We start from the raw sequence: 19,376 nt of genomic DNA, 5'->3' as shown, positions 1-19,376 counted from the left end.
AAAGCTACTTTAGGTGTCAAAAATACTTGAAATAAAATTATTAACAATAACAAGCGTTATAAATAACAATTCTATTATTTTTGCCTAAAAACCAAATACGATGCGTCAATTATTTTTTCTATTTCTAATCTTAAACACAATAGTACTAAACTCTTGTGATGATGGTGATATTATTACTGTTGAATTAGATTTTGATAATACTTTTAAAGTTTGTGACGGTGGTGACGATTTGGTTTTTTACAAAACAAAAAACGATCCATCTGAATCCTTATCATTAAAATTAAGTAATACAAACCTAGAAGATGTTCTAGCTGTTGATGAAGCTGGTGTTTTTGAAAACACATACACTATAAGCACATCTAACCCCTTTAATTACCGTAGCTATAGCAATGCATCATTGCCCTCTGATTTATTTTGTAATGTGATACCTAACGCAGAAATAAATATTAATCAGGATATAGAAAGTACTAGCGGTACTGCAACTTTAAAAACGACATTAACTGAGGATGACAATGATAATATTGCTGCTGAATTAGAAAACCAAGACCCCAATGGTGATGGCGATTTTACGGATGCTCAAGATACCGACGGTGATGGTTTACCTGATTATATTGATGCCGATGATGACGGAGATAATATACTAACCAAGAATGAAGACCCCGACCCAAATAACGATGGCGATTTAAGTGATGCTTTAGATACTGATGGTGACGGCATACCAAATTATTTAGACGCTGATGATGATGGCGATGGTATTGACACCAGAGATGAAGAAAATGATAGTCAAGATCAGAATCCAGCAAATGATATTACAGTTAGTGAGTTTGGTGCAGATTATTTAAACAAAGATGTTGCAAATACAGGAACACCGGCTGCTGTGGCATATAGACAACATACCATATCTCAAACATATACAGTTACTCTTATCATTTCTGATATAGATTTAGAACTTATCTCACTTGATATTTTTGATTTTGGTACTTTAGATAATAGTGTGACTTCGGATAGTAGACAGGTTACTCCAGTTTTTCCTTAATTAATTTTGATAAATATAAACTTCGGTAGCACCTAAGCCATACTTTTGGTAATTGGCATCATAGAACTTTAGGTTTTGGTAACGTCCAAATAAATACTCCAACTCCATCTTTAAAACCCCCTCGCCTACACCGTGTATAAAAACTATTTTTTGAATGCGCTTATTTATAGCGAATTCTAATTTGCGCTTTGCCGTGTCTAACTGCAATGTTAACATATCATGGTTAGACATACTTCGTGTAGAATTCACTAATTGATTGATGTGTAAATCGACTTCCATTGTAGGCTCATACCTATCTTTAGATCTAACTTTAGGTTGGTTTTTCCGTTTAGGAATTTCTTTTTCTGAAACAACGGCATCAATATTTGAGTTTGAGAATATTTCTGATGCTATAGATTCTTTTTTATCTTTCAAAATTAATTCATTGGCTTGAAAATCTAGTAAAAACCCATCATCAGTTTCAATTGAAACGGTACTGCCTTTTATATTTTTAACAACACCTGATAAGTCTTCATCTAAAACCAAAACAGAATCCCCTGAGTTAAATGCCATAACTAATTGTTTTCAGAATTATTTTCATTTTCACTATTATGCCTGCTTGGAATATTTCTAGACACTCTATAAACCCCAAGTATCAGTATAACTATACCTCCAATTAAAATATATTGGTTTTGGTCTGTACCTGTTTTTGCATACATAGCAATAAAAGCACCAATAATAATTAAAATATAATTTACATATTTCATAGCTATTTACTTAATGTTTTTTATTTGCAACATGTTCCATCCATAAAGTCACTGCGCTTAGGTATTAAACTTTTAGTTATGGATGTTTCATATTAAAAACCAATCCTGATTGAGCAAGCAAATTACGCTAAAATTAGATTTTTCATATCAAAAAAATCATTAATATTTGACTAAAAACACCGATTAAATACATTTAAATACGTTAAAATGCGTTTTTATAAAAAAAATTAATATATTTGCGCTTTGTATCCCAAAAAAATATGCTTAACAAATTAATCATTTTCACATTATTTATTTATAACCTAAGTTTTTCACAACTTTCGGTTCGCAACAACGCATACATTTTTGTAGACAATGAAGTTGTTTTTGTAGAAGATGATATCAATTTAAATGAAGCTTCTAGCAGTATATACCTTCGTAACGAATCTCAACTCATTCAAGGAGCGGGAACAACAGGAAACTCTGGTATTGGCGAGTTAAGTGTTTATCAAGAGGCAAATGCTGGAGAGTATGAATATAATTATTGGTGTTCGCCAATTGGAGATAAAACCAACAACTTAATTAACAACCCTTTTGGCATTTCGTTGTTAAATGATGCTACAGGGTTAATCACCTCAACACCTGCCACTTTTGTAAGTTCTGCTTCATTTAATGGTACTTCTACCCCTTTAAACATAGAACCTTATTGGGTATGGAAATTCATTTCTTCTAATGGGTATTCAGAATGGATTCACATAAAAGGTAGCACAGCAATTAATCCTGGCGAAGGCTTTACAATGAAAGGAACAGCAGGTTCTGGAAATGCACAACGTTATGATTTTAGAGGCAAGCCAAACAATGGCACTATTGCTGTTGCCGTTTTAAATAATCATTTTACCTTGGCAGGTAACCCCTACCCTTCTGCCATGGATGCTGCTGCTTACTTACACGATACCCAAAACGCTGCGGTTATTAATGGCTCTTTATATTTTTGGGAACAAGACCAAACTATAAACTCGCATGCTTTAGATGAATATAGTGGAGGCTATGCTAGCTATACTATAAACGCTGCAGGAACGGTAGAAACATTTGTTTCAGCGGTATTTAATACTTACAACGACGACGGGACTATAAATGTAACTAATACTGGTACAGGTAATAATGTTGCAAGAAGATATATTCCAATAGGACAAGGTTTTATGGTTGAAGGCGTTGCAAATGGTATGGTAAGAGCAAAAAACGAACATCGCGCTTTTATAAAAGAAAGCGCAGGGAATAGTCAGTTTTTTAGACCTTCAGAGAAAAAAGAAAAAAACACTACAAATGAAAATAGGTTTTCTGAAGTACCAGACGATTATAAACGTTTTAGACTGAATATTGACTTCAATAACAGATATACGAGACAGTTAGTACAAACGTTTCATGATACTGCAAATAAAGGTTTTGATTATGGTTTAGAATCATATATAAATTCAAGTGATATTCTTTCATCTGATGCCTACTGGACCATAGATAATAACTCTTATATCTCTGAGGCACTTCCACTTGATATCGATTTAAAAATCCCATTAGTTATTCAAACAAATGAAAATGTTCCTATCAGAATAAGAATAGCCGATATTCAAAATTTTGATTCTGCTTCACCTATTTATATTCATGACATTGAAAAGGATACGTTTATCAATCTGAAAGATCAAGACTTTGAAATTAATCTTGAAAGTGGCGCGTATAAAGAACGTTTTGAAATTACTTTTAGCAAAACCGTTTTAAATAACACTGAAGACACTTTTAAAAATTTAAAAATATTTCAGAACAATAGAACATCACAACTTAAGGTATTAAACAAAAGCAATCTTGAAATTAAAACATTTAGTTTATACGATGTTACAGGCAAACAAGTTATGAATGACCGTATGGCTTCATCAAAAAGTAAATATACCTACTCAACAAAAACACTAAATAGTGGTGTTTACATTGTAAAAATTGAACTGAAAAACCAACAAGTTTTCAACAAAAAAATCATTATTAATTAATAGAAATTAGTATATGATGTATTTTCTTAACTAGGTTTTATTATTTTAGCTCTAAAATATATTTTTTTAAAATTTATGGAAGAGTTCATGCTACCCTGTTTAAACAAAAAACTTCTAGGAATAGAATGTATGGGCTGCGGTATGCAACGTGCTATAGCATTGATTTTCCAGGGCGAGTTTATAGCTGCTTTTCAAATGTACCCTGCCATATATAGCTTAATTGCTCTTTTTTTATATATTGGCATTAATATTTTCTTTAAATTTAAACATTCAAATAAAATAATTGGAGCGCTTGCCATAATAACAGTTTCAATAATTATTACAAGTTTTATTATTAAAATAATCAATTAAATTTAACACATGGAACAACAAAAACTCAACCCAACTCTTGTATACGTTTTAGCTATATTAGGACTTTTATGCTGCTGCTTTGGCGGAATAGGCTTTATATTAGCAGGTATTGCATTTTTCATTGCTCAAAGCAAATTGAAAGAAGCTAAATTAGACCCAGAAAATTTTACCCCTGCAAGTGTAAAAGCAATGAATACAGCTAAAATTGTAGCTATGGTTATTTTAATCTTAAATATTCTTTACTTAGTAATGACCATTTATAGAATATCTACTGTTGGATGGGATGAGTTAATGAGGCAATCTCAAGAAATGATGGAGCAAATGCAAAATCAATAGTTTAAAAACACCTATTATATATAATAAAAACGGCGGCCAATAGGTCGCCGTTTTTATTAACTTTCAAATTGTTTAAGCGTTTTCTTTATAATATCTACGCAGTCTAATAATTGTGTTTCTGTCATCACTAAAGGGGGTGCAAAACGAATAATATTACCATGTGTTGGTTTTGCTAGTAAACCATTATCTCTTAGTGCTAAACAAATATTCCAAGCGGTATCACTATCCTCAGAGTCATTAATAACTATCGCGTTAAGCAAGCCTTTACCCCTAACTAATTTTACAATATTACTGGTTTCTATAAATTTATCTAATTCACTTCGGAATAAATTACCTAGTACAAAAGCATTTTCAGCTAAGTTCTCATCTCTTACTACTTTAAGAGCAGCGATAGCCACTGCAGCTGCCACTGGATTTCCTCCAAATGTGCTTCCGTGATTTCCTGGTTTTATAACATTCATAACGCTATCATTTGCTAAAACCGCAGAAACAGGATACACACCACCACTTATAGCTTTTCCAAGAATTAAAACATCGGGTTTTACATCTGGTGTATCTGAGCAATTTTTGTTGTCGCAAGTACAATTACCACATGTTGCTAATAAACGTCCTGTTCGAGCAATACCTGTTTGTACTTCATCAGCAATAAATAACACGTTATACTGTTCGCAAAGTGCTTTGGCTTTTAGTAAATAATCGTCACTTGGCACATAAACACCAGCTTCACCTTGAATAGGTTCAACTAGAAAACCAGCTGCATTGGGATTGCTTTTTAAAACGTCTTCTAAAGCATTTAAATTATTGTATTCAATTTTGATGAATCCTTTGGTATAAGGCCCAAAGTTTTTTCGAGCTACGGGGTCATTCGAAAATGATATTATAGTTGTTGTTCTTCCATGAAAATTGTTTTCACAAACAATAATTTCTGCTTTATTTTCATCAATACCTTTTACTTCATAAGCCCATTTTCTACATAGTTTCAAAGCCGTTTCTACAGCTTCGGCTCCCGTATTCATGGGTAAAAGTTTATCAAAGCCAAAAAATTCGCAAGCAAACTTCTCGTACTTTCCTAACATATCATTATAAAATGCTCTTGAAGTTAGTGCTAGCGTTTGCGCTTGTTCCACCATAGCATTCACTATTTTTGGATGAGAATGCCCTTGATTTACCGCCGAATAAGCTGATAAAAAATCATAATATTTTTTGCCTTCAACATCCCATACATACACGCCTGCTCCACGGCTTAATACTACAGGCAATGGATGGTAATTATGTGCACCATACTTGTTTTCTAAATCTATCGCTTGTTGCGAAGTTAATTGGTTTAAAACAGCCATTTTAAAAAAATTTAAACGTTTTTATCCAAACAAATGGATATTTAAAAAAATAACCATTCCTTCTGTACCTTTATCCTTCCGAAAAGTATCGAAAATTCAGCGTGGGAGAGAAATCATCCCTAGGAGGTTGCAAATTAATAAATATTATTTGCTTCTAAAAATGTTATTTAGACATTCTACCTGATAAAGAGGAAATTTGTATCTCTAAGCGCTTCATTTCCCGAAACAAAGCATTTTTATCCATTTGCATCCATGCAAACACTTTTAGCATACTAACACCTAGCAAAAAGACAACACTTCCTAATTCCCATTTTAATAAATCTTTGGTGGCTTCTACCTTAAGAAATTGCACTAAACAATAAATAAAAAGTCCGAAAAAAATCAGAGTAACCAAATTCATTACATACATGAACCATTTATTTTTTCCTTCAAACAAACCAAATAGCATTTGTATCATATTTTGTTCTTCCAAATCATCATAGAATTTAGACGCTTGCTCTGTGAGTGTTTCTTTAATTAATTTGTCGATATTTTCCATATTATTTTTCATGATTGTAGCGTTTTTAAAAGTTATTTTAGTTTTTATCCTCTTCATTTGAAAGCATTTTAAACAAACTAGCCACTTCCATTTTGGGTATATTAATAATTCGTTTATGCATGTTTACAACCTGGATTACTACTCTAAAGACGGTAAAAAACTAAAAAGGTTCATTTTATTTTAAGTGAATATGAATTTCCTTTAAAGTTAATAGAAATAATGTCATATTAATTACTTGCTATTATTATTTTTGCAGCATGTCTAGAAGAAGTAAACAGAGAAAACAAGTTTTTGAAAATGTAGAAGTAATTGATGCAGCTGCTAAAGGAAAAACTATAGCCAAAGCACCTGATGGAAAGGTAATTTTTCTATCTAATGCCGTTCCTGGAGATGTTGTAGATGCTCAAACTTTTAAAAAACGAAAAGCGTATTATGAAGCAAAAGCAACGGTGTTTCATACACTCTCAGATAAAAGAACAGAACCTGCTTGCGAACATTTTGGAACCTGTGGTGGTTGTAAATGGCAAGACATGGGTTATGAGCATCAATTGTATTATAAGCAAAAAGAAGTTACTAATAACTTAACGCGCATTGGGCACATAGAACTTCCTGAAATCACACCTATTTTAGGTTCGGAAGAACACTATTTCTACAGAAATAAAATGGAATTTTCATTTAGCGATAGCCGTTGGTTAACCCTTGAAGAAATTCAATCTGACAGAGATTTAGGAGATAGAAATGCATTAGGATTTCATATTCCTGGTATGTGGGATAAAATTTTAGACATAAAAAAATGCCATTTACAAGCAAACCCTTCCAACGCTATTAGAAACGCAGTGAAGCAATTTGCTATTGATAACGATTTAGAATTCTTTAATACTAGAAATCAAACTGGACTGTTAAGAACCATGATGATTAGAACGTCTAGCACAGGCGATATTATGGTGATGATTCAGTTTTTTAAAGAAGATAAAACCAAACGTGAATTAATCCTCGATTTTATTGCTGAAAAATTTCCAGAAATAACCGCATTGCAATATGTTATTAACGGGAAAGCAAACGATACCATTTACGATCAAGAGGTGATTTGCTATAAAGGTGCCGACCATATTTTTGAAGATATGGAAGGTTTAAAATTTAAGATTAATGCGAAATCATTCTATCAAACCAACTCTAATCAAGCTTTTGAACTTTATAAAATTACAAGAGATTTTGCAGGTTTAACAGGTAACGAATTGGTTTATGATTTATATACAGGAACCGGAACCATAGCGCAGTTTGTTGCAAAACAAGCCAGTAAAGTTATTGGTGTAGAATCTGTTCCTGATGCTATTACCGCTGCCAAAGAAAATGCACAATTAAATAACATTACTAACGTTGAATTCTTTGTTGGCGATATGAAACAGGTTTTTAATGATATATTTATTAAAACGCATGGACAGCCAGATGTTATAATTACCGATCCGCCACGAGATGGCATGCATAAAGATGTCGTGCAACAAATATTAAACATTGCTCCAAAACGAGTCGTGTATGTAAGTTGTAACAGCGCTACGCAAGCTAGAGATTTAGCGCTAATGGATGCACAATACAAAGTGATAAAAACCCAAGCTGTAGATATGTTTCCGCAAACTTTTCATGTGGAAAATGTAGTATTACTTGAAAAACGTTAGAGGTTTATTTGTTTAAAAAAGTTTATTTGTTTAAAATGAAAACGTATTCATTTGAAAAATTAGAAGTTTGGAAAGAGTCTATAGAGTTGGTAAAGACCATTTATAAAATAACTAATACCTTCCCTTCGGAAGAAAAATTTGGTTTAATAAGTCAATTAAGGCGTGCATCAATTTCAATGTCATCAAATCTATCTGAGGGAACATCCAGAAACACAAATAAAGATAAAGCACATTTTACAACAATATCTTTCAGTTCTGCAATGGAAGTATTAAATCAATTAATAATTTCAAAAGAATTAAATTTTATTTCTGAAAATGATTATATATTAGTCAGAGCTAAAATTGAAAAAATAACGAATATGCTAAATGCGCTAAGGCATTCTCAACTAAACGGATAAACAAATAAACGCATATACAAAACAATTAATGAAAAAAACAAGCCTACTTCTAATAACACTCATTTTAGCAATAAGCAATTATAGCTGCGAACGCGACGATATTTGTCCAGCGTCTACCCCAACTACTCCAAGATTATTAATAGATTTATTAGATTCGGCAAATTCAGATAACTCAAAAAATGTATTCGATTTGGTGGTTATTGGAGCTGATAATGAGAATTTTTTACCAGGCTATATTTTTCAAGATACAGATAATCTAGTTTTGCCATTAAAAACAGATGATAACACCACGGAGTATATTTTAGTAAAAGAAGCCACTGTAAATGATGCTGGCACACCTGATGATACCGCTGATGATTTTATTGACGGTAATCAGGATCGTATTATTATAAATTACAGTCGCGAGCAAGTATTTGTATCTCGTGCCTGTGGTTTTAAAACTATTTTTAAAAACGTAACACTTACCATTGTTGATGATGGTGATAATTGGATGCTTTCAAGACAACCTTTAACCGACAATCAATCTGTAGAAGATGAGACAACAACACACTTTAATATATCGCATTAGTAGCTTAATATGCTCGTTTTTTTTGTGTGTATTAGTTAACGCTCAAAATGACAGTATTGTTAGTACCGCTAACGATTCTACTAAAATCAAACTAAAATATGGACTTCGAGTAGGTGGGGATATTGGTAAACTGATAAGAACTACTATAGATGATGATTATACAGGGTTTGAAATTATGGCAGATTACCGTCTAAAAGAGAAATTATATGTAGCCGGTGAAATTGGTTTTGAAGAAAAAAACACCATTAACGATTTTTTAAACATCACCACCAAAGGCAGTTACATAAAAGGCGGTTTTGATTATAATATGTATGAAAACTGGCTGAATATGGACAACATGATTTATTCTGGGTTCCGAGTTGGAGCAAGCACCTTTAGTCATGATTTAAATAGTTTTCAAGTGTATAGCATAGACCAATATTGGGCACCACAACTCATATCAGAAACAAAACAAGAACTAACAGGGCTAACTGCGTTTTGGGCAGAAATTATATTAGGAATAAAAGCAGAAATACTCAACAACCTGTACTTAGGCTTGAATGTGCAATTAAAAATAGCTGTAAGCCAAACGGTCCCAGACAATTTTGATAATGTTTATATACCAGGTTTTGGTAAAACTTACGATACTAGCAGAATTGGCGCAGGCTATAGCTACTTCTTAGCCTATAGAATTCCACTCTATAAGAAGGTAAAGTAGTAAATTATTAATTTGGGCGTTCCCCGAAAAGGGTCGGGCTATCCGTTATATCTTTTTTAAACGTCATAACGAGAACGAAGCACGTGGCTATCTGTTAAATGAAAGTTCAAAATAAAGTTTGTGTTTCTTATTAAAAAAGGATGCCACTACTATCCCTAACGCGGGTCAATCCGCCAAAGTCTGTCATCAAACCAGGTACATTTTACCTCTAACTCATGTTAATTACTATTTCTGCATAATGCTCTACAGGGAAATTACAAGAATTAGCAATAAAACATAAACTATTAGCTTTTGTGTGAAGCGTTTTGGCAAGTTCTTTTTTTGAAGCATCTTGTATGGTTACCACAGGATTTAAAATCACTTTTCTAAAACACCCACTCCCCGACGCTTCAACTTCTAAAACAGCTTCGGCGTTATCCTCATAGTCTAAAACTTCAATGTTATGCTGTGTGCAAACGTATAAATAAGACATCATATGGCAGGAAGCCAAAGCAGATAATAACAGGTCTTCTGGATTATAAAGGGCTTCATCCCCTCTAAACGCTTTTGCTGCAGACACCTCTAGAGGTATTTTTTTATTGGCTATAGTTACCACATGGTTTCTACTAAAACCTTTGGGGTTTTGTGTGGTTTCGTTATGAGCCAATTGCCAATTTACTTTGGCTTTTAAAATGTGGTTGAATGCCATGGATTTTTTTCTGAAAGGTACGGAACTGTTAATTTATAATATTGATTGTTGATAATTACATATAAGTAAGCATTGCTTTTTTAGTCAGAAAATTCTAACTTCGCTAACTTGTGCTGAACTTGTTTCAGTATCGAACGATATAGTTCATTTCAATGGAACCATATCTAAATGTTGTAAGTAATGTAAGCCAAAATCTCAAACAAATGAATCTATATCAACTTCCTGCACCTAATAATGAAGACTTGTTTGAAGATGCTATTTGTGAATTATTCGACAATATCGAAAAGACAAGCACATTTAAAAAATTTGGTCGAAAAGGACATAATCAAAAAGGAATTGACATCTTTTCTGCCCAGAAAAACATAGCTATTCAATGCAAAAAAAAGGATTTAAGTAGGAGAGATATACTTTTAAAAAAGGAACTTTTAGATGATATCGAAAAAGACGTAAAAAAAATATTAGACAATGATTTAAAAATTAAGTTTGATATTCTTTACTTCACTTCTACATTCAAAGATAACCCAGAAATAGATGAATATTGCGAAGTTCTAAAGGAAGAGCTGAAAACTGCCTTTGAAATTATTTATTTTGGTTGGGATACACTTCAATCAAAATTTATGGACCACAATAATTTATTACAGAAATTTTGGCCCAAATTCATTATTAATGAAGATATTAAAGAACTGAAATTAAAAAGAAATTTAGGATTAAAGAAAAGAATATCTAAAGACTTTTCTGAATGGATAAATTACTCTCAAAGAGATAGAAAAAGACGTTCAAGAATGATATTACGTGCTTATGATGCAAGTCAATATCCTACAAGTAATAAACCTAACGATTATGGTGAATATTCTTGGTTTGCTGCCGAAATTAAATCACTTTATTACAATGGAATGGAATTTATTATTGGAATTGAAACCATTCAAGTTTATGAAGATAATTCTTGGGATTATGCTTATCAAGACACAGAAATAACAGGAGAATTATTGAGCGTAATAAAAATTGGACAAATAAATTTTTCGGACATAGTTGAATATGATATCGAAGGTGATGATTATTATAATTGTCCTCACATTTTTTGTAAATTTAGGTTTGAGGGACTTCCTTTTGAAAATGTTTATTACCAACACGTTTATAAATCCTATCGCAAATATGATTTGAATAACAGGAAAGAATAAAAACACTACTGCAAAAACGGTAATCGTTGCACAAAGCACTTAAAAAAATAAATAATAAATCAAAAGCCCTCGATACCGCTAAGCTCCGCTTAGTGGCGTAACAGAAATTACCAATACAGTTTTCTAATCTAATTTTAGGATTAATAAAAACATGTCTTTTTAGAACTAGAACATCTTGCGACCTCTAAGTGGAGCTTAGCAGCAACGAAAGGGATTTTTTTTTGAAAGCTACGGAACTGTTAATTTATAATATTCATTGTTGATAATTTCATATAAGTACGCATTCCTTTTTTAGTCAGAAAATTCCATCTTCGCTTACTTGTGCTGTACTTGTTTCAGTATCGAACGATATAGTTTATTACAATGGAACCATATCTAAATGTTGTATGCAATTTGAGGAATTTGGTCATTATACCAATTTTTGGTATATTTGATTTAAATTAGTACTAAAATGAGTAAAAACACATCTATATCACTCGGAAATTATTTCGACCAATTTGTCCAAAGTAGCATTAGAGAAGGGAGATTTAAAAATGTTAGCGAAGTTATTCGTGCTGGATTAAGACTTTTAGAAGAAGAAGAAAGTAAAGTGATTGCTTTGAAAAAAGCAATTCAAGAAGGCATTGACAGCGGAATAGCTCACGATTTTGATCCAAAAAAACATCTTGAATCTCTAAAAGCAAAAAAACACTCGAATGGCTGAATATAAGTTGACCAACAATGCTGTTGAAGATTTATCAAAGATTTGGGAGTATACATTTGAAATTTGGTCGGAAATGCAAGCTGACAAATATTACGATGGACTTATTTCTAATTGTCAAGAAATTGCAGAGAATCCAGATTCAGGAAAATACTACGGCGGAATATCAGAACAACTTCTGGGATTAAAGGCAAATCGACATATAATATTTTACAGAACTTTAAACGAAAATTATGTTGAGATAACGAGAATTTTGCACGAAAGAATGGATTTGAAAAATAGAATAATGGAATAAAAACTACACACAATAGCATGTATAATTAATGGCTAGTTCTCGCCTACTTACGAAAATCCTCGCGAATTTTATCGCGTTCTTTTTTGTTTACTAAATTAGTTGCTGAAACACGCAACTAACCATACACAAAACCAATAAGCGGAGACCAAAATTATTTACGAAATAACAGTTTACTCCCCCTACCGCTAAGCGCCGCTTAGTGGCGTAACAGAAATATCGAATACAGTTTTCTAATCTAATTTTAGGATTATTAAAAACATGTCTTTTTAGAATTAGAACATCTTGCGGCCATTAAACGGAGCTTAGCTGTAGCGAAACCATTTAATATAGTAATTCTAAAAAAACAAGAAGAATTCTTCATAGCATATAAAACCAAATTCCAAACATAAAACTGTAACTTTACTTCCAAAACCTTAACCATGTCAACCACATTTGCAGCCATAGACTTCGAGACCGCAAAAAGCCACCACATTTGTTCTGTTGGTATTGTAACGTTTAAAGATGGTGTTATTATTGACGAGTTTCATGCGTTAATACAACCACCAAACAACGCTTATAATTGGCACAACCAGCAAGTGCATGGTATTACTGAAGATGACACGCAGTTTTCTCCAAACTTTAGAGGCGTTTATCCAGAGATTAAAAAGCGTATTTCGGGTATCGTTACCGTAGCACATAATGAGTCTTTTGACAGAACCGTTTTACTAAAAACGATGAAAGATTATAACATTCCGCAGTCTGATTTAATCATGCCCGAGCGTTGGGAATGTACACTTAAAATGTATCGTAAAAAAGGGTATAAACCTGCAAAGTTAGATGCGTGTTGTAAAGTGCATAACATTGCTTTAAAACACCATGATGCATTGTCTGATGCGCGTGCTTGTGGTAAGTTGTTTTTAATTGCGCAGTTTGAGCGGTTGCCTTTGTTTTAATTAATCCGTCATTGCGAGGAGGTACGACGTGGCAATCTCTTAATTAAAAACTAGAACTTTATTAATAACTCTAAACAAACAGATTGCTTCGTGCCTCACAATGACGATTCAATTCATGAGATTCCTGCTGTAGTTTATCTTGAACGCAGTCGAAAGGAAGGAATTTAGTTATTCATATACTTCCCCTTCTTACTCCCTTCGTACATCACATATTTTACTAAACGCGATTCTAGTTTCGCATTAAATAAATGTATTTTTCTTGAAGGGCGCAATCCTACATGCTTTAGTGCATCGAGGTTTGAGGTAATAAACCAAGCATCTGTACCTGGATAGTTTTGTTTTAGCGTATCGCCAATATTGGCGTAAAATTCTTCCATATCGATATTTAAACGCTCGCCGTATGGCGGGTTAAATACCATATGAAGTTTCTCGTCGCCTCCCTTTTGGGTTTTAAAAAAATCTTCGTGCTTAACGTCTATAAAATCTTCTAGTTGAGCGTTTTTTACATTTTCTATGGCTTTGGATACGGCACTTGGTGCTTTATCGTAACCTGTGATTTTATGATGAAAATCACGAGTTTTTCCGAGTAGGGATGCTTCAATTTTTTCGAATAGCTCCACATCCCAATCTTGCCAGCGCTCGAATGCAAATTCTTTTCGCATAAGGTTTGGCGGAATATTACAGGCTATCATAGCGGCTTCTATGAGCATGGTTCCGGAACCGCACATGGGATCCATAAAATCGGTTTGTCCGTCCCAACCAGATAGCATGATGAGTCCTGCTGCCAGAACTTCGTTTATGGGTGCAATATTGGTGGCGGTTTTATAGCCACGTTTATGAAGAGAATCGCCTGATGAATCTAGGGATATGGTACATTTTCTCCTATCGATATGCACGTTTATTTTTAGGTCTGGGAATTTGAGGTCTACGTTTGGTCGTTGTCCGTCGGTTTCTCTAAACTTATCAACTATGGCGTCTTTTGTTTTTTGTGCGATGTATAGCGAGTGCGAAAACAAATCGGAATGTATGGTGGCATCTACCGCCAATGTTCCTGTTGGTTTTAAATACTGCGACCAATCCATGGCGTAAATTTTATCGTATAAATCTTTTTCATTTTTTACGGTAAAGGAATGGATGGGTTTTAGGATTTTTACTGCGGTACGCAATGCTAAATTGCATTTGTACATAAACCCTTTATCGCCTGAAAAAGCGACGTTTCGGACGCCTTTTTTTACGTACATAGCGCCAAGTTGTGTGAGTTCTTTTTCTAATAAATCTTCGAAGCCAAATAGGGTTTTGGCTACCATGTTAAAATTTTCTGCCATTTTTTAAGTCTGATAGACTATTTACGTCTAATAGATTGCAAAAATAATGTAATTTTGCGGCAAACGTAAAGTTTATTGATAATTCGGGTTAAGGATTGCAGTGGAAAGCCCACAGCTTTTGCGCCTAAGCGCAGAAGCGAGGACTTGTAACGGAAAGCCTGACCCCGCTTTTGGGCGGGGTAACCCCAAAAAAAACATATGACTAACAACACAACGGCTTGGTTTACTTCTTGGTTTGACACGCCATTTTATCACATTTTATATAAAGACAGGGATGATACCGAAGCGCATGCTTTTATGGATACGCTTACCAATTACTTAAATATTCCGGAGGGTGGTACTATTTTAGATTTGGCTTGCGGAAAGGGGCGACATGCTTTATACCTTAATAAAATTGGATTTGATGTAACGGGTGTGGATTTAAGTGCGAATAGCATTGATTTTGCAAAACAGTTTGAAAACCACCGCTTGCGTTTTGATGTGCATGATATGTGTACCCCTTACCACAAAACGTTTGACGCGGTTTTTAATCTGTTTACCAGTTTTGGGTATTTTGAGGATGATGCGGATAATTTGAAAACTATTGAGGCTATTAAAGCAGAATTAAACCCCTTTGGTTTTGGGGTTATTGATTTTATGAATAGTGAGTTTGTGATTGATAATTTAGTGCCTGAAGAGGTTAAAACGGTTGAGGATATTGATTTCCATTTAAAACGCTACGTGGAAGATGGATATATTATAAAAGATATTACTTTTACGGCTGATGAAAGGTTGTACAATTTTCAGGAGCGTGTGCGTGGTTTTACCTTAGCTGATTTTGAAGCGCTTTTTGAACAGGCTGGTGTATATTTATTAGATGTTTTTGGTGATTATAAGTTGCATAAGTTTAACCCAAAAACTTCGGAACGTTTAGTTATGATTTTTAAATAGGTTGATAATCGACATTTAATTATTAGTAATGTGGTGAATTTTATTGATAATTGGCTTTATCAATAATTTTTAAAAAAATATTTAATGTCTGGTCGGGCGCAGTCGAGACCTAATAAAAATATCGGATTTAAAGAACCTCTCGACTGCGATCGAGGGGACATAAGTAATAATAATTACAGTATTATTTTAAATGAATAAGTTTCTTTTTCCCATACTTGCAGTGGTTTTAGGCTTTGTTTTAGCTTTTTTTAGTAAAAAACAAAAGTCTTGGAACACCAAGCTCCTACTCTCTTTTAGTGGTGCCTTTTTATTGGCTTTAACCCTTTTTGAATTGCTTCCGGAGGTTTATAGTCATTTAAACACCAAGCTTACTGGCCTTTTTATTATGTGCGGTATTATGCTACAAATTGTGTTGGAGTTATTCTCGAAGGGGGCAGAACATGGGCATGTGCATATTCATAAACACGATACCGCTTTTCCGTGGTTGCTCTTTATCAGTTTATGTATCCATAGTTTTTTAGAAGGCTTTTCTATTCATGACCACAATGATATGGTGTATGGGGTTTTGGTGCATAAAATACCCATTGCTACGTTAATTACTATGTTTTTATTACAGTCTAATTATACTAAAATACAGATTGGAAGCTTTTTGTTGGTATTTGCATTAATGACACCGTTGGGCACTTGGATTTCACATTCGTCCATTATGATTGCTGAATATGCGCATGTTATTAACGCCATAGTTATTGGGATATTTTTCCATATTTCCACCACCATTTTGTTTGAAAGTGGCGAAGGGCATAAATTCAACTTATCTAAGTTTATTTCTATTATACTTGGGGTTGGGGTGGCTTATTTGGTATAGAGGCCTTTCCCTACCCTCTTTCCAAAGGAAAGGGAACTGTTATGGATAACGAAATGTAAAAATTATAAGTATAAATTATTAACACAAAAGTGTTTCCTTCCCTTTGGGAAGGATTAAGGAAGGGCTTTTAAATGTTCTCTAAAGAAGAATCGCGCATATTAAGACAAGAATTTTGGACAAGCTTTGGGAAATCGTTCCCACGGAAATGGGTTTTGTATGATACCAAACTGAAAGGCTTAAGTTTTAAATTTCATTTTGATAATAAAACAGCTTTAGTGGCTTTAGATTTAGAGGATGATTTAGAAAACCGTATTAATTTTTGGGAAAAGTTAGTTGCCTTAAAATCGATTCTTTTAGAGGAATATCTTCCTGAAGCTATTTATGAGGAGGCATATTTTTTAGAAAACAAAAAGGAAATTTCAAGAATCTATGTGCCTCTTGAACAAAAGGTTTCTATACATAATAAAAACTCTTGGCGCGATGTTATGGAATTCTTCAATAAAAACATGAGCTTGTTTGAAGCTTTTTTTGAGGAATATAAGGAGGTTATTGAAGGGTGAAATTAAAATGAAACGTCTTTGCGAAACATTTGAAAAATGTTGTGGCAATCTGTTTTATCGCTTTCATCTAATTACACATTGAAATTCAATTGAAAAGATTACCACGTCACTGAGCTCCTCGTAATGACATAAGACATCAAACCTTTTTCACCATCTCATAATCATCCATTACAAAGCCATTTCCTATATCGGTAACCAATGGTCGTACATTTACAAAACCTAATTTTTCGTAAGCTTTAATTGCATTGCTATTATTCTTATTGACCGTTAACCTAATACGTTCCAAATTATAAGCTTTCACTTTGTTTTCTATAAACGGCATGGCAGTCTTACCTATTTTTTTACCTCTGTAGCTACTCAGTATATATAGTTTACTTAAAAACAAAGCCTTAACTTCTTGTTTTATGGACATATAGCCAACTGGAGTTCCATAATAAATTAAAAAGAAATACTCAAAACCTTCTTCAACTTGTTTTTCAATAGCTTTCGCAGATTGAAATTTATCTAACATATAATCTATTTGCGGTTTTCCAACTATGGGAATGTAATGCGCTCTCCAAATAGTATCTGCTAAAGCTTCTATTTGATGATAGCCTGAAGTTGTATTGGCTCGTTTAATGGTAATCATAGAAAATTATAATATCATTATATTACATACAAGTAAATCATGAAAAAGTGACAAATAGCGCCTGCCAAAACAAACAGATGCCAAATCACATGGTTAAATGGTATTTTTTGAATCGCATAAAAAACAATACCGACTGTGTAGGATAATCCGCCTGCAAATAAGAATAATATACCAGGGTTACCTATAGTTTCAGCTAAATTAGAAAAGTCAAAAATAATGAGCCAGCCCATGACTAAATAAAGCAGCGTTGAAAATAATTCAAACTTTCCTGTAAAAAAAAGTTTTAAAATCACACCAAAAGCTGCAATCCCCCAAACGACGAAAAAGAGTGTCCACCCTAAAGTATGCTCTAAAGCGATTAAACAAACTGGCGTGTAGGTTCCCGCTATTAAGAAATAAATACTGATGTGGTCTACAATTCTAAAATAGTGCTTTCGCTTCTCCCCTTTTACGGCGTGGTAAAATGTTGAAGCCATAAATAAGATGATGATTGAAGTACCGTAAACAATGACGCTAAATAAGCTCCAACTCGTTTTACTCGTTTCCTTTAAGATGAGTAAAACTAGGGCTGCAATACCAAACAAAGCACCAATGGCATGAGATATGGCATTGAGTTTTTCTTCGAATGGAGTTTGAACACGCATTTATTCGGGTGTATTTTGATGAACCCACTTATTTGTTAAATCGTAAAAATCGAATTTAATAGCTGATTTTTGACGTTCTAATCGTCCGCTTTGAAAGTTACGTTGCAAGACATCTTCAATTAAATAATCCTCTTTTTGGTTTAGTGGGTCAAATTCTCGTTTTAGTGAAATATCAAACATACTGGCAGTTGTATTATACCAAAAGGCACGCCAACCACTTCGTAATTCCTTTATTAAATCAAACGCTGTTTTTCCTATTTGGCGGTGTATGAGTTTTACTAAAATTTGCCCTTCTGTACGCGACATTTTTTTTAATTCCTCAGAGAACTCACCCTCAATATATTTTTGAATACGTTTTGTATAACGTTTCTTTTCACGATTCCTAGTAAGTGTTGCTAACCTTGTATTCATAGAATCTAAGCGTTCTGCTGCCATTTTAGCATACGGGTATACTTTGATGGTTTTTCGTCTTAAAATTAAATACCGGATTCTATCGTCTCTACTATCAAACTTGAGCTTATGTAAAAGCATCACTTCATCTAAATCTATAGATGTTCTAGGTACTGAATCGCCTTCAATAATAAGATATTCTTTAGGTATAGAATCTTGTTTAATGTCCTTTATCTGAGCAATCAGCATGAAAGGGCAAATTATTAGTATGTATTTTAAGTCGTTCATCTAATAAATAATGGGACATTTATTATGCCAAAAATACTGAATTTCTGAAAACTGGATAGGTTAGGTTTGAAATTATAAGAACAGTTGAGTTTATCAGAAAAAAAGTAAACTTAAGTCGTTTAAACCTGAGTTCGATTAATATTTAGATAAGTTTTAATAGTAAAAAAGATAGATTTTTAGTAAATTAAAGTACTGAAATTCAATTTATTAATCTAAAAACCTATCTATGTTTTGTTACTCTAAAATTACAGATTTATTTTG

At 33.3% G+C, this 19,376-nt stretch carries 24 protein-coding genes; 15 read left to right on the top strand and 9 right to left on the bottom strand.

Features of this window, described 5'->3' with window-relative positions:
* Positions 1–100: 100 nt before the first annotated feature.
* Positions 101–1,036, top strand: coding sequence for a hypothetical protein (locus P8K68_RS07425; protein ID WP_300249061.1), 936 nt, complete (start codon positions 101–103; stop codon positions 1,034–1,036).
* Here the strand turns inward: P8K68_RS07425 and P8K68_RS07420 are convergent, their stop codons facing one another.
* Entirely contained in the window at positions 1,037–1,588 is a 552-nt protein-coding gene (locus P8K68_RS07420) for a DNA mismatch repair protein MutS (protein WP_300249060.1), read from the bottom strand.
* A gap of 2 nt (positions 1,589–1,590) precedes the next feature.
* Positions 1,591–1,782, bottom strand: a complete 192-nt coding sequence (locus tag P8K68_RS07415; RefSeq protein ID WP_300249059.1) for an LPXTG cell wall anchor domain-containing protein — start codon at positions 1,780–1,782, stop codon at positions 1,591–1,593.
* A gap of 260 nt (positions 1,783–2,042) precedes the next feature.
* Between P8K68_RS07415 and P8K68_RS07410 the strand changes: the two genes are divergently transcribed.
* The 3 genes from P8K68_RS07410 to P8K68_RS07400 all read left to right on the top strand — a co-directional run bounded on the left by P8K68_RS07410 (position 2,043) and on the right by P8K68_RS07400 (position 4,481).
* Positions 2,043–3,794, top strand: coding sequence for a T9SS type A sorting domain-containing protein (locus tag P8K68_RS07410; protein ID WP_300249058.1), 1,752 nt, complete (start codon positions 2,043–2,045; stop codon positions 3,792–3,794).
* A gap of 75 nt (positions 3,795–3,869) precedes the next feature.
* Complete coding sequence (locus tag P8K68_RS07405; RefSeq protein ID WP_300249057.1) at positions 3,870–4,145, top strand: DUF2752 domain-containing protein; 276 nt, start codon at positions 3,870–3,872, stop codon at positions 4,143–4,145.
* A gap of 9 nt (positions 4,146–4,154) precedes the next feature.
* Positions 4,155–4,481: a CCC motif membrane protein gene (locus tag P8K68_RS07400; protein WP_300249056.1), complete on the top strand. Its 327-nt coding sequence runs from the start codon at positions 4,155–4,157 to the stop codon at positions 4,479–4,481.
* Positions 4,482–4,537: 56 nt separating this feature from the next.
* On the opposite strand, the gene rocD is transcribed toward P8K68_RS07400, so the two are convergent.
* The gene (gene rocD / locus P8K68_RS07395; RefSeq protein WP_300249055.1) at positions 4,538–5,818 is read right to left on the bottom strand and encodes an ornithine--oxo-acid transaminase; all 1,281 of its coding nucleotides are present in this window, start codon (positions 5,816–5,818) and stop codon (positions 4,538–4,540) included.
* A 163-nt stretch (positions 5,819–5,981) separates the two neighbouring features.
* Positions 5,982–6,413, bottom strand: a complete 432-nt coding sequence (locus P8K68_RS07390; protein ID WP_300249054.1) for a DUF6768 family protein — start codon at positions 6,411–6,413, stop codon at positions 5,982–5,984.
* Between the two features lie 200 nt (positions 6,414–6,613).
* On the opposite strand from P8K68_RS07390, the gene rlmD reads away from it, so the two are divergent.
* From rlmD to P8K68_RS07370, 4 genes are read left to right on the top strand one after another with little or no spacing between them, the layout of a single operon-like run.
* Positions 6,614–8,029 carry a 23S rRNA (uracil(1939)-C(5))-methyltransferase RlmD gene (gene rlmD / locus P8K68_RS07385; protein ID WP_300249053.1) on the top strand — a complete coding sequence of 472 codons (1,416 nt, stop codon included), beginning with the start codon at positions 6,614–6,616 and terminating at the stop codon, positions 8,027–8,029.
* Positions 8,030–8,064: 35 nt separating this feature from the next.
* Entirely contained in the window at positions 8,065–8,427 is a 363-nt protein-coding gene (locus P8K68_RS07380; protein ID WP_300249052.1) for a four helix bundle protein, read from the top strand.
* Between the two features lie 28 nt (positions 8,428–8,455).
* Entirely contained in the window at positions 8,456–8,995 is a 540-nt protein-coding gene (locus tag P8K68_RS07375; protein ID WP_300249051.1) for a DUF6452 family protein, read from the top strand.
* Positions 8,961–9,692 carry a DUF6048 family protein gene (locus P8K68_RS07370; RefSeq protein WP_300249050.1) on the top strand — a complete coding sequence of 244 codons (732 nt, stop codon included), beginning with the start codon at positions 8,961–8,963 and terminating at the stop codon, positions 9,690–9,692. Before P8K68_RS07375 ends, P8K68_RS07370 begins: the two co-directional genes overlap by 35 nt.
* A gap of 208 nt (positions 9,693–9,900) precedes the next feature.
* Here the strand turns inward: P8K68_RS07370 and P8K68_RS07365 are convergent, their stop codons facing one another.
* Positions 9,901–10,380, bottom strand: coding sequence for an OsmC family protein (locus P8K68_RS07365; protein WP_300249049.1), 480 nt, complete (start codon positions 10,378–10,380; stop codon positions 9,901–9,903).
* Positions 10,381–10,583: 203 nt separating this feature from the next.
* On the opposite strand from P8K68_RS07365, the gene P8K68_RS07360 reads away from it, so the two are divergent.
* From P8K68_RS07360 to P8K68_RS07345, 4 genes are all read left to right on the top strand, one after another.
* Positions 10,584–11,558, top strand: coding sequence for a hypothetical protein (locus P8K68_RS07360; RefSeq protein ID WP_300249048.1), 975 nt, complete (start codon positions 10,584–10,586; stop codon positions 11,556–11,558).
* 451 nt (positions 11,559–12,009) lie between these two features.
* Positions 12,010–12,261 carry a type II toxin-antitoxin system ParD family antitoxin gene (locus P8K68_RS07355; protein WP_300249047.1) on the top strand — a complete coding sequence of 84 codons (252 nt, stop codon included), beginning with the start codon at positions 12,010–12,012 and terminating at the stop codon, positions 12,259–12,261.
* Entirely contained in the window at positions 12,254–12,553 is a 300-nt protein-coding gene (locus P8K68_RS07350; protein WP_300249046.1) for a type II toxin-antitoxin system RelE/ParE family toxin, read from the top strand. Before P8K68_RS07355 ends, P8K68_RS07350 begins: the two co-directional genes overlap by 8 nt.
* A 419-nt stretch (positions 12,554–12,972) precedes the next feature.
* The gene (locus tag P8K68_RS07345) at positions 12,973–13,485 is read left to right on the top strand and encodes a 3'-5' exonuclease (protein ID WP_300249045.1); all 513 of its coding nucleotides are present in this window, start codon (positions 12,973–12,975) and stop codon (positions 13,483–13,485) included.
* A 164-nt stretch (positions 13,486–13,649) separates the two neighbouring features.
* On the opposite strand, the gene P8K68_RS07340 is transcribed toward P8K68_RS07345, so the two are convergent.
* Positions 13,650–14,810, bottom strand: a complete 1,161-nt coding sequence (locus P8K68_RS07340; protein ID WP_300249044.1) for a THUMP domain-containing protein — start codon at positions 14,808–14,810, stop codon at positions 13,650–13,652.
* Positions 14,811–15,008: 198 nt separating this feature from the next.
* Here P8K68_RS07340 and P8K68_RS07335 point away from each other — a divergent pair, with 198 nt between their 5' ends.
* The 3 genes from P8K68_RS07335 to P8K68_RS07325 all read left to right on the top strand — a co-directional run bounded on the left by P8K68_RS07335 (position 15,009) and on the right by P8K68_RS07325 (position 17,165).
* Positions 15,009–15,740, top strand: coding sequence for a class I SAM-dependent methyltransferase (locus P8K68_RS07335; RefSeq protein ID WP_300249043.1), 732 nt, complete (start codon positions 15,009–15,011; stop codon positions 15,738–15,740).
* Between the two features lie 190 nt (positions 15,741–15,930).
* The gene (locus P8K68_RS07330; RefSeq protein WP_300249042.1) at positions 15,931–16,605 is read left to right on the top strand and encodes a ZIP family metal transporter; all 675 of its coding nucleotides are present in this window, start codon (positions 15,931–15,933) and stop codon (positions 16,603–16,605) included.
* A 131-nt stretch (positions 16,606–16,736) separates the two neighbouring features.
* Positions 16,737–17,165: a DUF4268 domain-containing protein gene (locus P8K68_RS07325; RefSeq protein WP_300249041.1), complete on the top strand. Its 429-nt coding sequence runs from the start codon at positions 16,737–16,739 to the stop codon at positions 17,163–17,165.
* A 136-nt stretch (positions 17,166–17,301) separates the two neighbouring features.
* Here P8K68_RS07325 and P8K68_RS07320 read toward each other — a convergent pair whose 3' ends face one another.
* From P8K68_RS07320 to P8K68_RS07310, 3 genes are read right to left on the bottom strand one after another with little or no spacing between them, the layout of a single operon-like run.
* Entirely contained in the window at positions 17,302–17,793 is a 492-nt protein-coding gene (locus tag P8K68_RS07320) for a GNAT family N-acetyltransferase (RefSeq protein ID WP_300249040.1), read from the bottom strand.
* A gap of 17 nt (positions 17,794–17,810) precedes the next feature.
* Entirely contained in the window at positions 17,811–18,437 is a 627-nt protein-coding gene (locus P8K68_RS07315; protein WP_300249039.1) for a hemolysin III family protein, read from the bottom strand.
* Positions 18,438–19,115, bottom strand: a complete 678-nt coding sequence (locus tag P8K68_RS07310) for a DUF4294 domain-containing protein (protein WP_300249038.1) — start codon at positions 19,113–19,115, stop codon at positions 18,438–18,440. It lies immediately after the preceding gene.
* Positions 19,116–19,376 lie beyond the last annotated feature (261 nt).

This window comes from Algibacter sp. (assembly GCF_029245835.1).
Taxonomy (GTDB): Bacteria; Bacteroidota; Bacteroidia; order Flavobacteriales; family Flavobacteriaceae; genus Algibacter_B.
This window is presented reverse-complemented; position numbering and strand designations above follow the sequence as displayed.

Excerpts from the sequence above, each read along its gene's own strand:
- P8K68_RS07425 (WP_300249061.1), top strand. The coding sequence starts at position 101 with ATGCGTCAATTATTTTTTCTATTTCTAATCTTAAACACAATAGTACTA.
- P8K68_RS07420 (WP_300249060.1), bottom strand. The coding sequence starts at position 1,588 with ATGGCATTTAACTCAGGGGATTCTGTTTTGGTTTTAGATGAAGACTTA.
- P8K68_RS07415 (WP_300249059.1), bottom strand. The coding sequence starts at position 1,782 with ATGAAATATGTAAATTATATTTTAATTATTATTGGTGCTTTTATTGCT.
- P8K68_RS07410 (WP_300249058.1), top strand. The coding sequence starts at position 2,043 with ATGCTTAACAAATTAATCATTTTCACATTATTTATTTATAACCTAAGT.
- P8K68_RS07405 (WP_300249057.1), top strand. The coding sequence starts at position 3,870 with ATGGAAGAGTTCATGCTACCCTGTTTAAACAAAAAACTTCTAGGAATA.
- P8K68_RS07400 (WP_300249056.1), top strand. The coding sequence starts at position 4,155 with ATGGAACAACAAAAACTCAACCCAACTCTTGTATACGTTTTAGCTATA.
- rocD (WP_300249055.1), bottom strand. The coding sequence starts at position 5,818 with ATGGCTGTTTTAAACCAATTAACTTCGCAACAAGCGATAGATTTAGAA.
- P8K68_RS07390 (WP_300249054.1), bottom strand. The coding sequence starts at position 6,413 with ATGAAGAGGATAAAAACTAAAATAACTTTTAAAAACGCTACAATCATG.
- rlmD (WP_300249053.1), top strand. The coding sequence starts at position 6,614 with ATGTCTAGAAGAAGTAAACAGAGAAAACAAGTTTTTGAAAATGTAGAA.
- P8K68_RS07380 (WP_300249052.1), top strand. The coding sequence starts at position 8,065 with ATGAAAACGTATTCATTTGAAAAATTAGAAGTTTGGAAAGAGTCTATA.
- P8K68_RS07375 (WP_300249051.1), top strand. The coding sequence starts at position 8,456 with ATGAAAAAAACAAGCCTACTTCTAATAACACTCATTTTAGCAATAAGC.
- P8K68_RS07370 (WP_300249050.1), top strand. The coding sequence starts at position 8,961 with ATGAGACAACAACACACTTTAATATATCGCATTAGTAGCTTAATATGC.
- P8K68_RS07365 (WP_300249049.1), bottom strand. The coding sequence starts at position 10,380 with ATGGCATTCAACCACATTTTAAAAGCCAAAGTAAATTGGCAATTGGCT.
- P8K68_RS07360 (WP_300249048.1), top strand. The coding sequence starts at position 10,584 with ATGAATCTATATCAACTTCCTGCACCTAATAATGAAGACTTGTTTGAA.
- P8K68_RS07355 (WP_300249047.1), top strand. The coding sequence starts at position 12,010 with ATGAGTAAAAACACATCTATATCACTCGGAAATTATTTCGACCAATTT.
- P8K68_RS07350 (WP_300249046.1), top strand. The coding sequence starts at position 12,254 with ATGGCTGAATATAAGTTGACCAACAATGCTGTTGAAGATTTATCAAAG.
- P8K68_RS07345 (WP_300249045.1), top strand. The coding sequence starts at position 12,973 with ATGTCAACCACATTTGCAGCCATAGACTTCGAGACCGCAAAAAGCCAC.
- P8K68_RS07340 (WP_300249044.1), bottom strand. The coding sequence starts at position 14,810 with ATGGCAGAAAATTTTAACATGGTAGCCAAAACCCTATTTGGCTTCGAA.
- P8K68_RS07335 (WP_300249043.1), top strand. The coding sequence starts at position 15,009 with ATGACTAACAACACAACGGCTTGGTTTACTTCTTGGTTTGACACGCCA.
- P8K68_RS07330 (WP_300249042.1), top strand. The coding sequence starts at position 15,931 with ATGAATAAGTTTCTTTTTCCCATACTTGCAGTGGTTTTAGGCTTTGTT.
- P8K68_RS07325 (WP_300249041.1), top strand. The coding sequence starts at position 16,737 with ATGTTCTCTAAAGAAGAATCGCGCATATTAAGACAAGAATTTTGGACA.
- P8K68_RS07320 (WP_300249040.1), bottom strand. The coding sequence starts at position 17,793 with ATGATTACCATTAAACGAGCCAATACAACTTCAGGCTATCATCAAATA.
- P8K68_RS07315 (WP_300249039.1), bottom strand. The coding sequence starts at position 18,437 with ATGCGTGTTCAAACTCCATTCGAAGAAAAACTCAATGCCATATCTCAT.
- P8K68_RS07310 (WP_300249038.1), bottom strand. The coding sequence starts at position 19,115 with ATGAACGACTTAAAATACATACTAATAATTTGCCCTTTCATGCTGATT.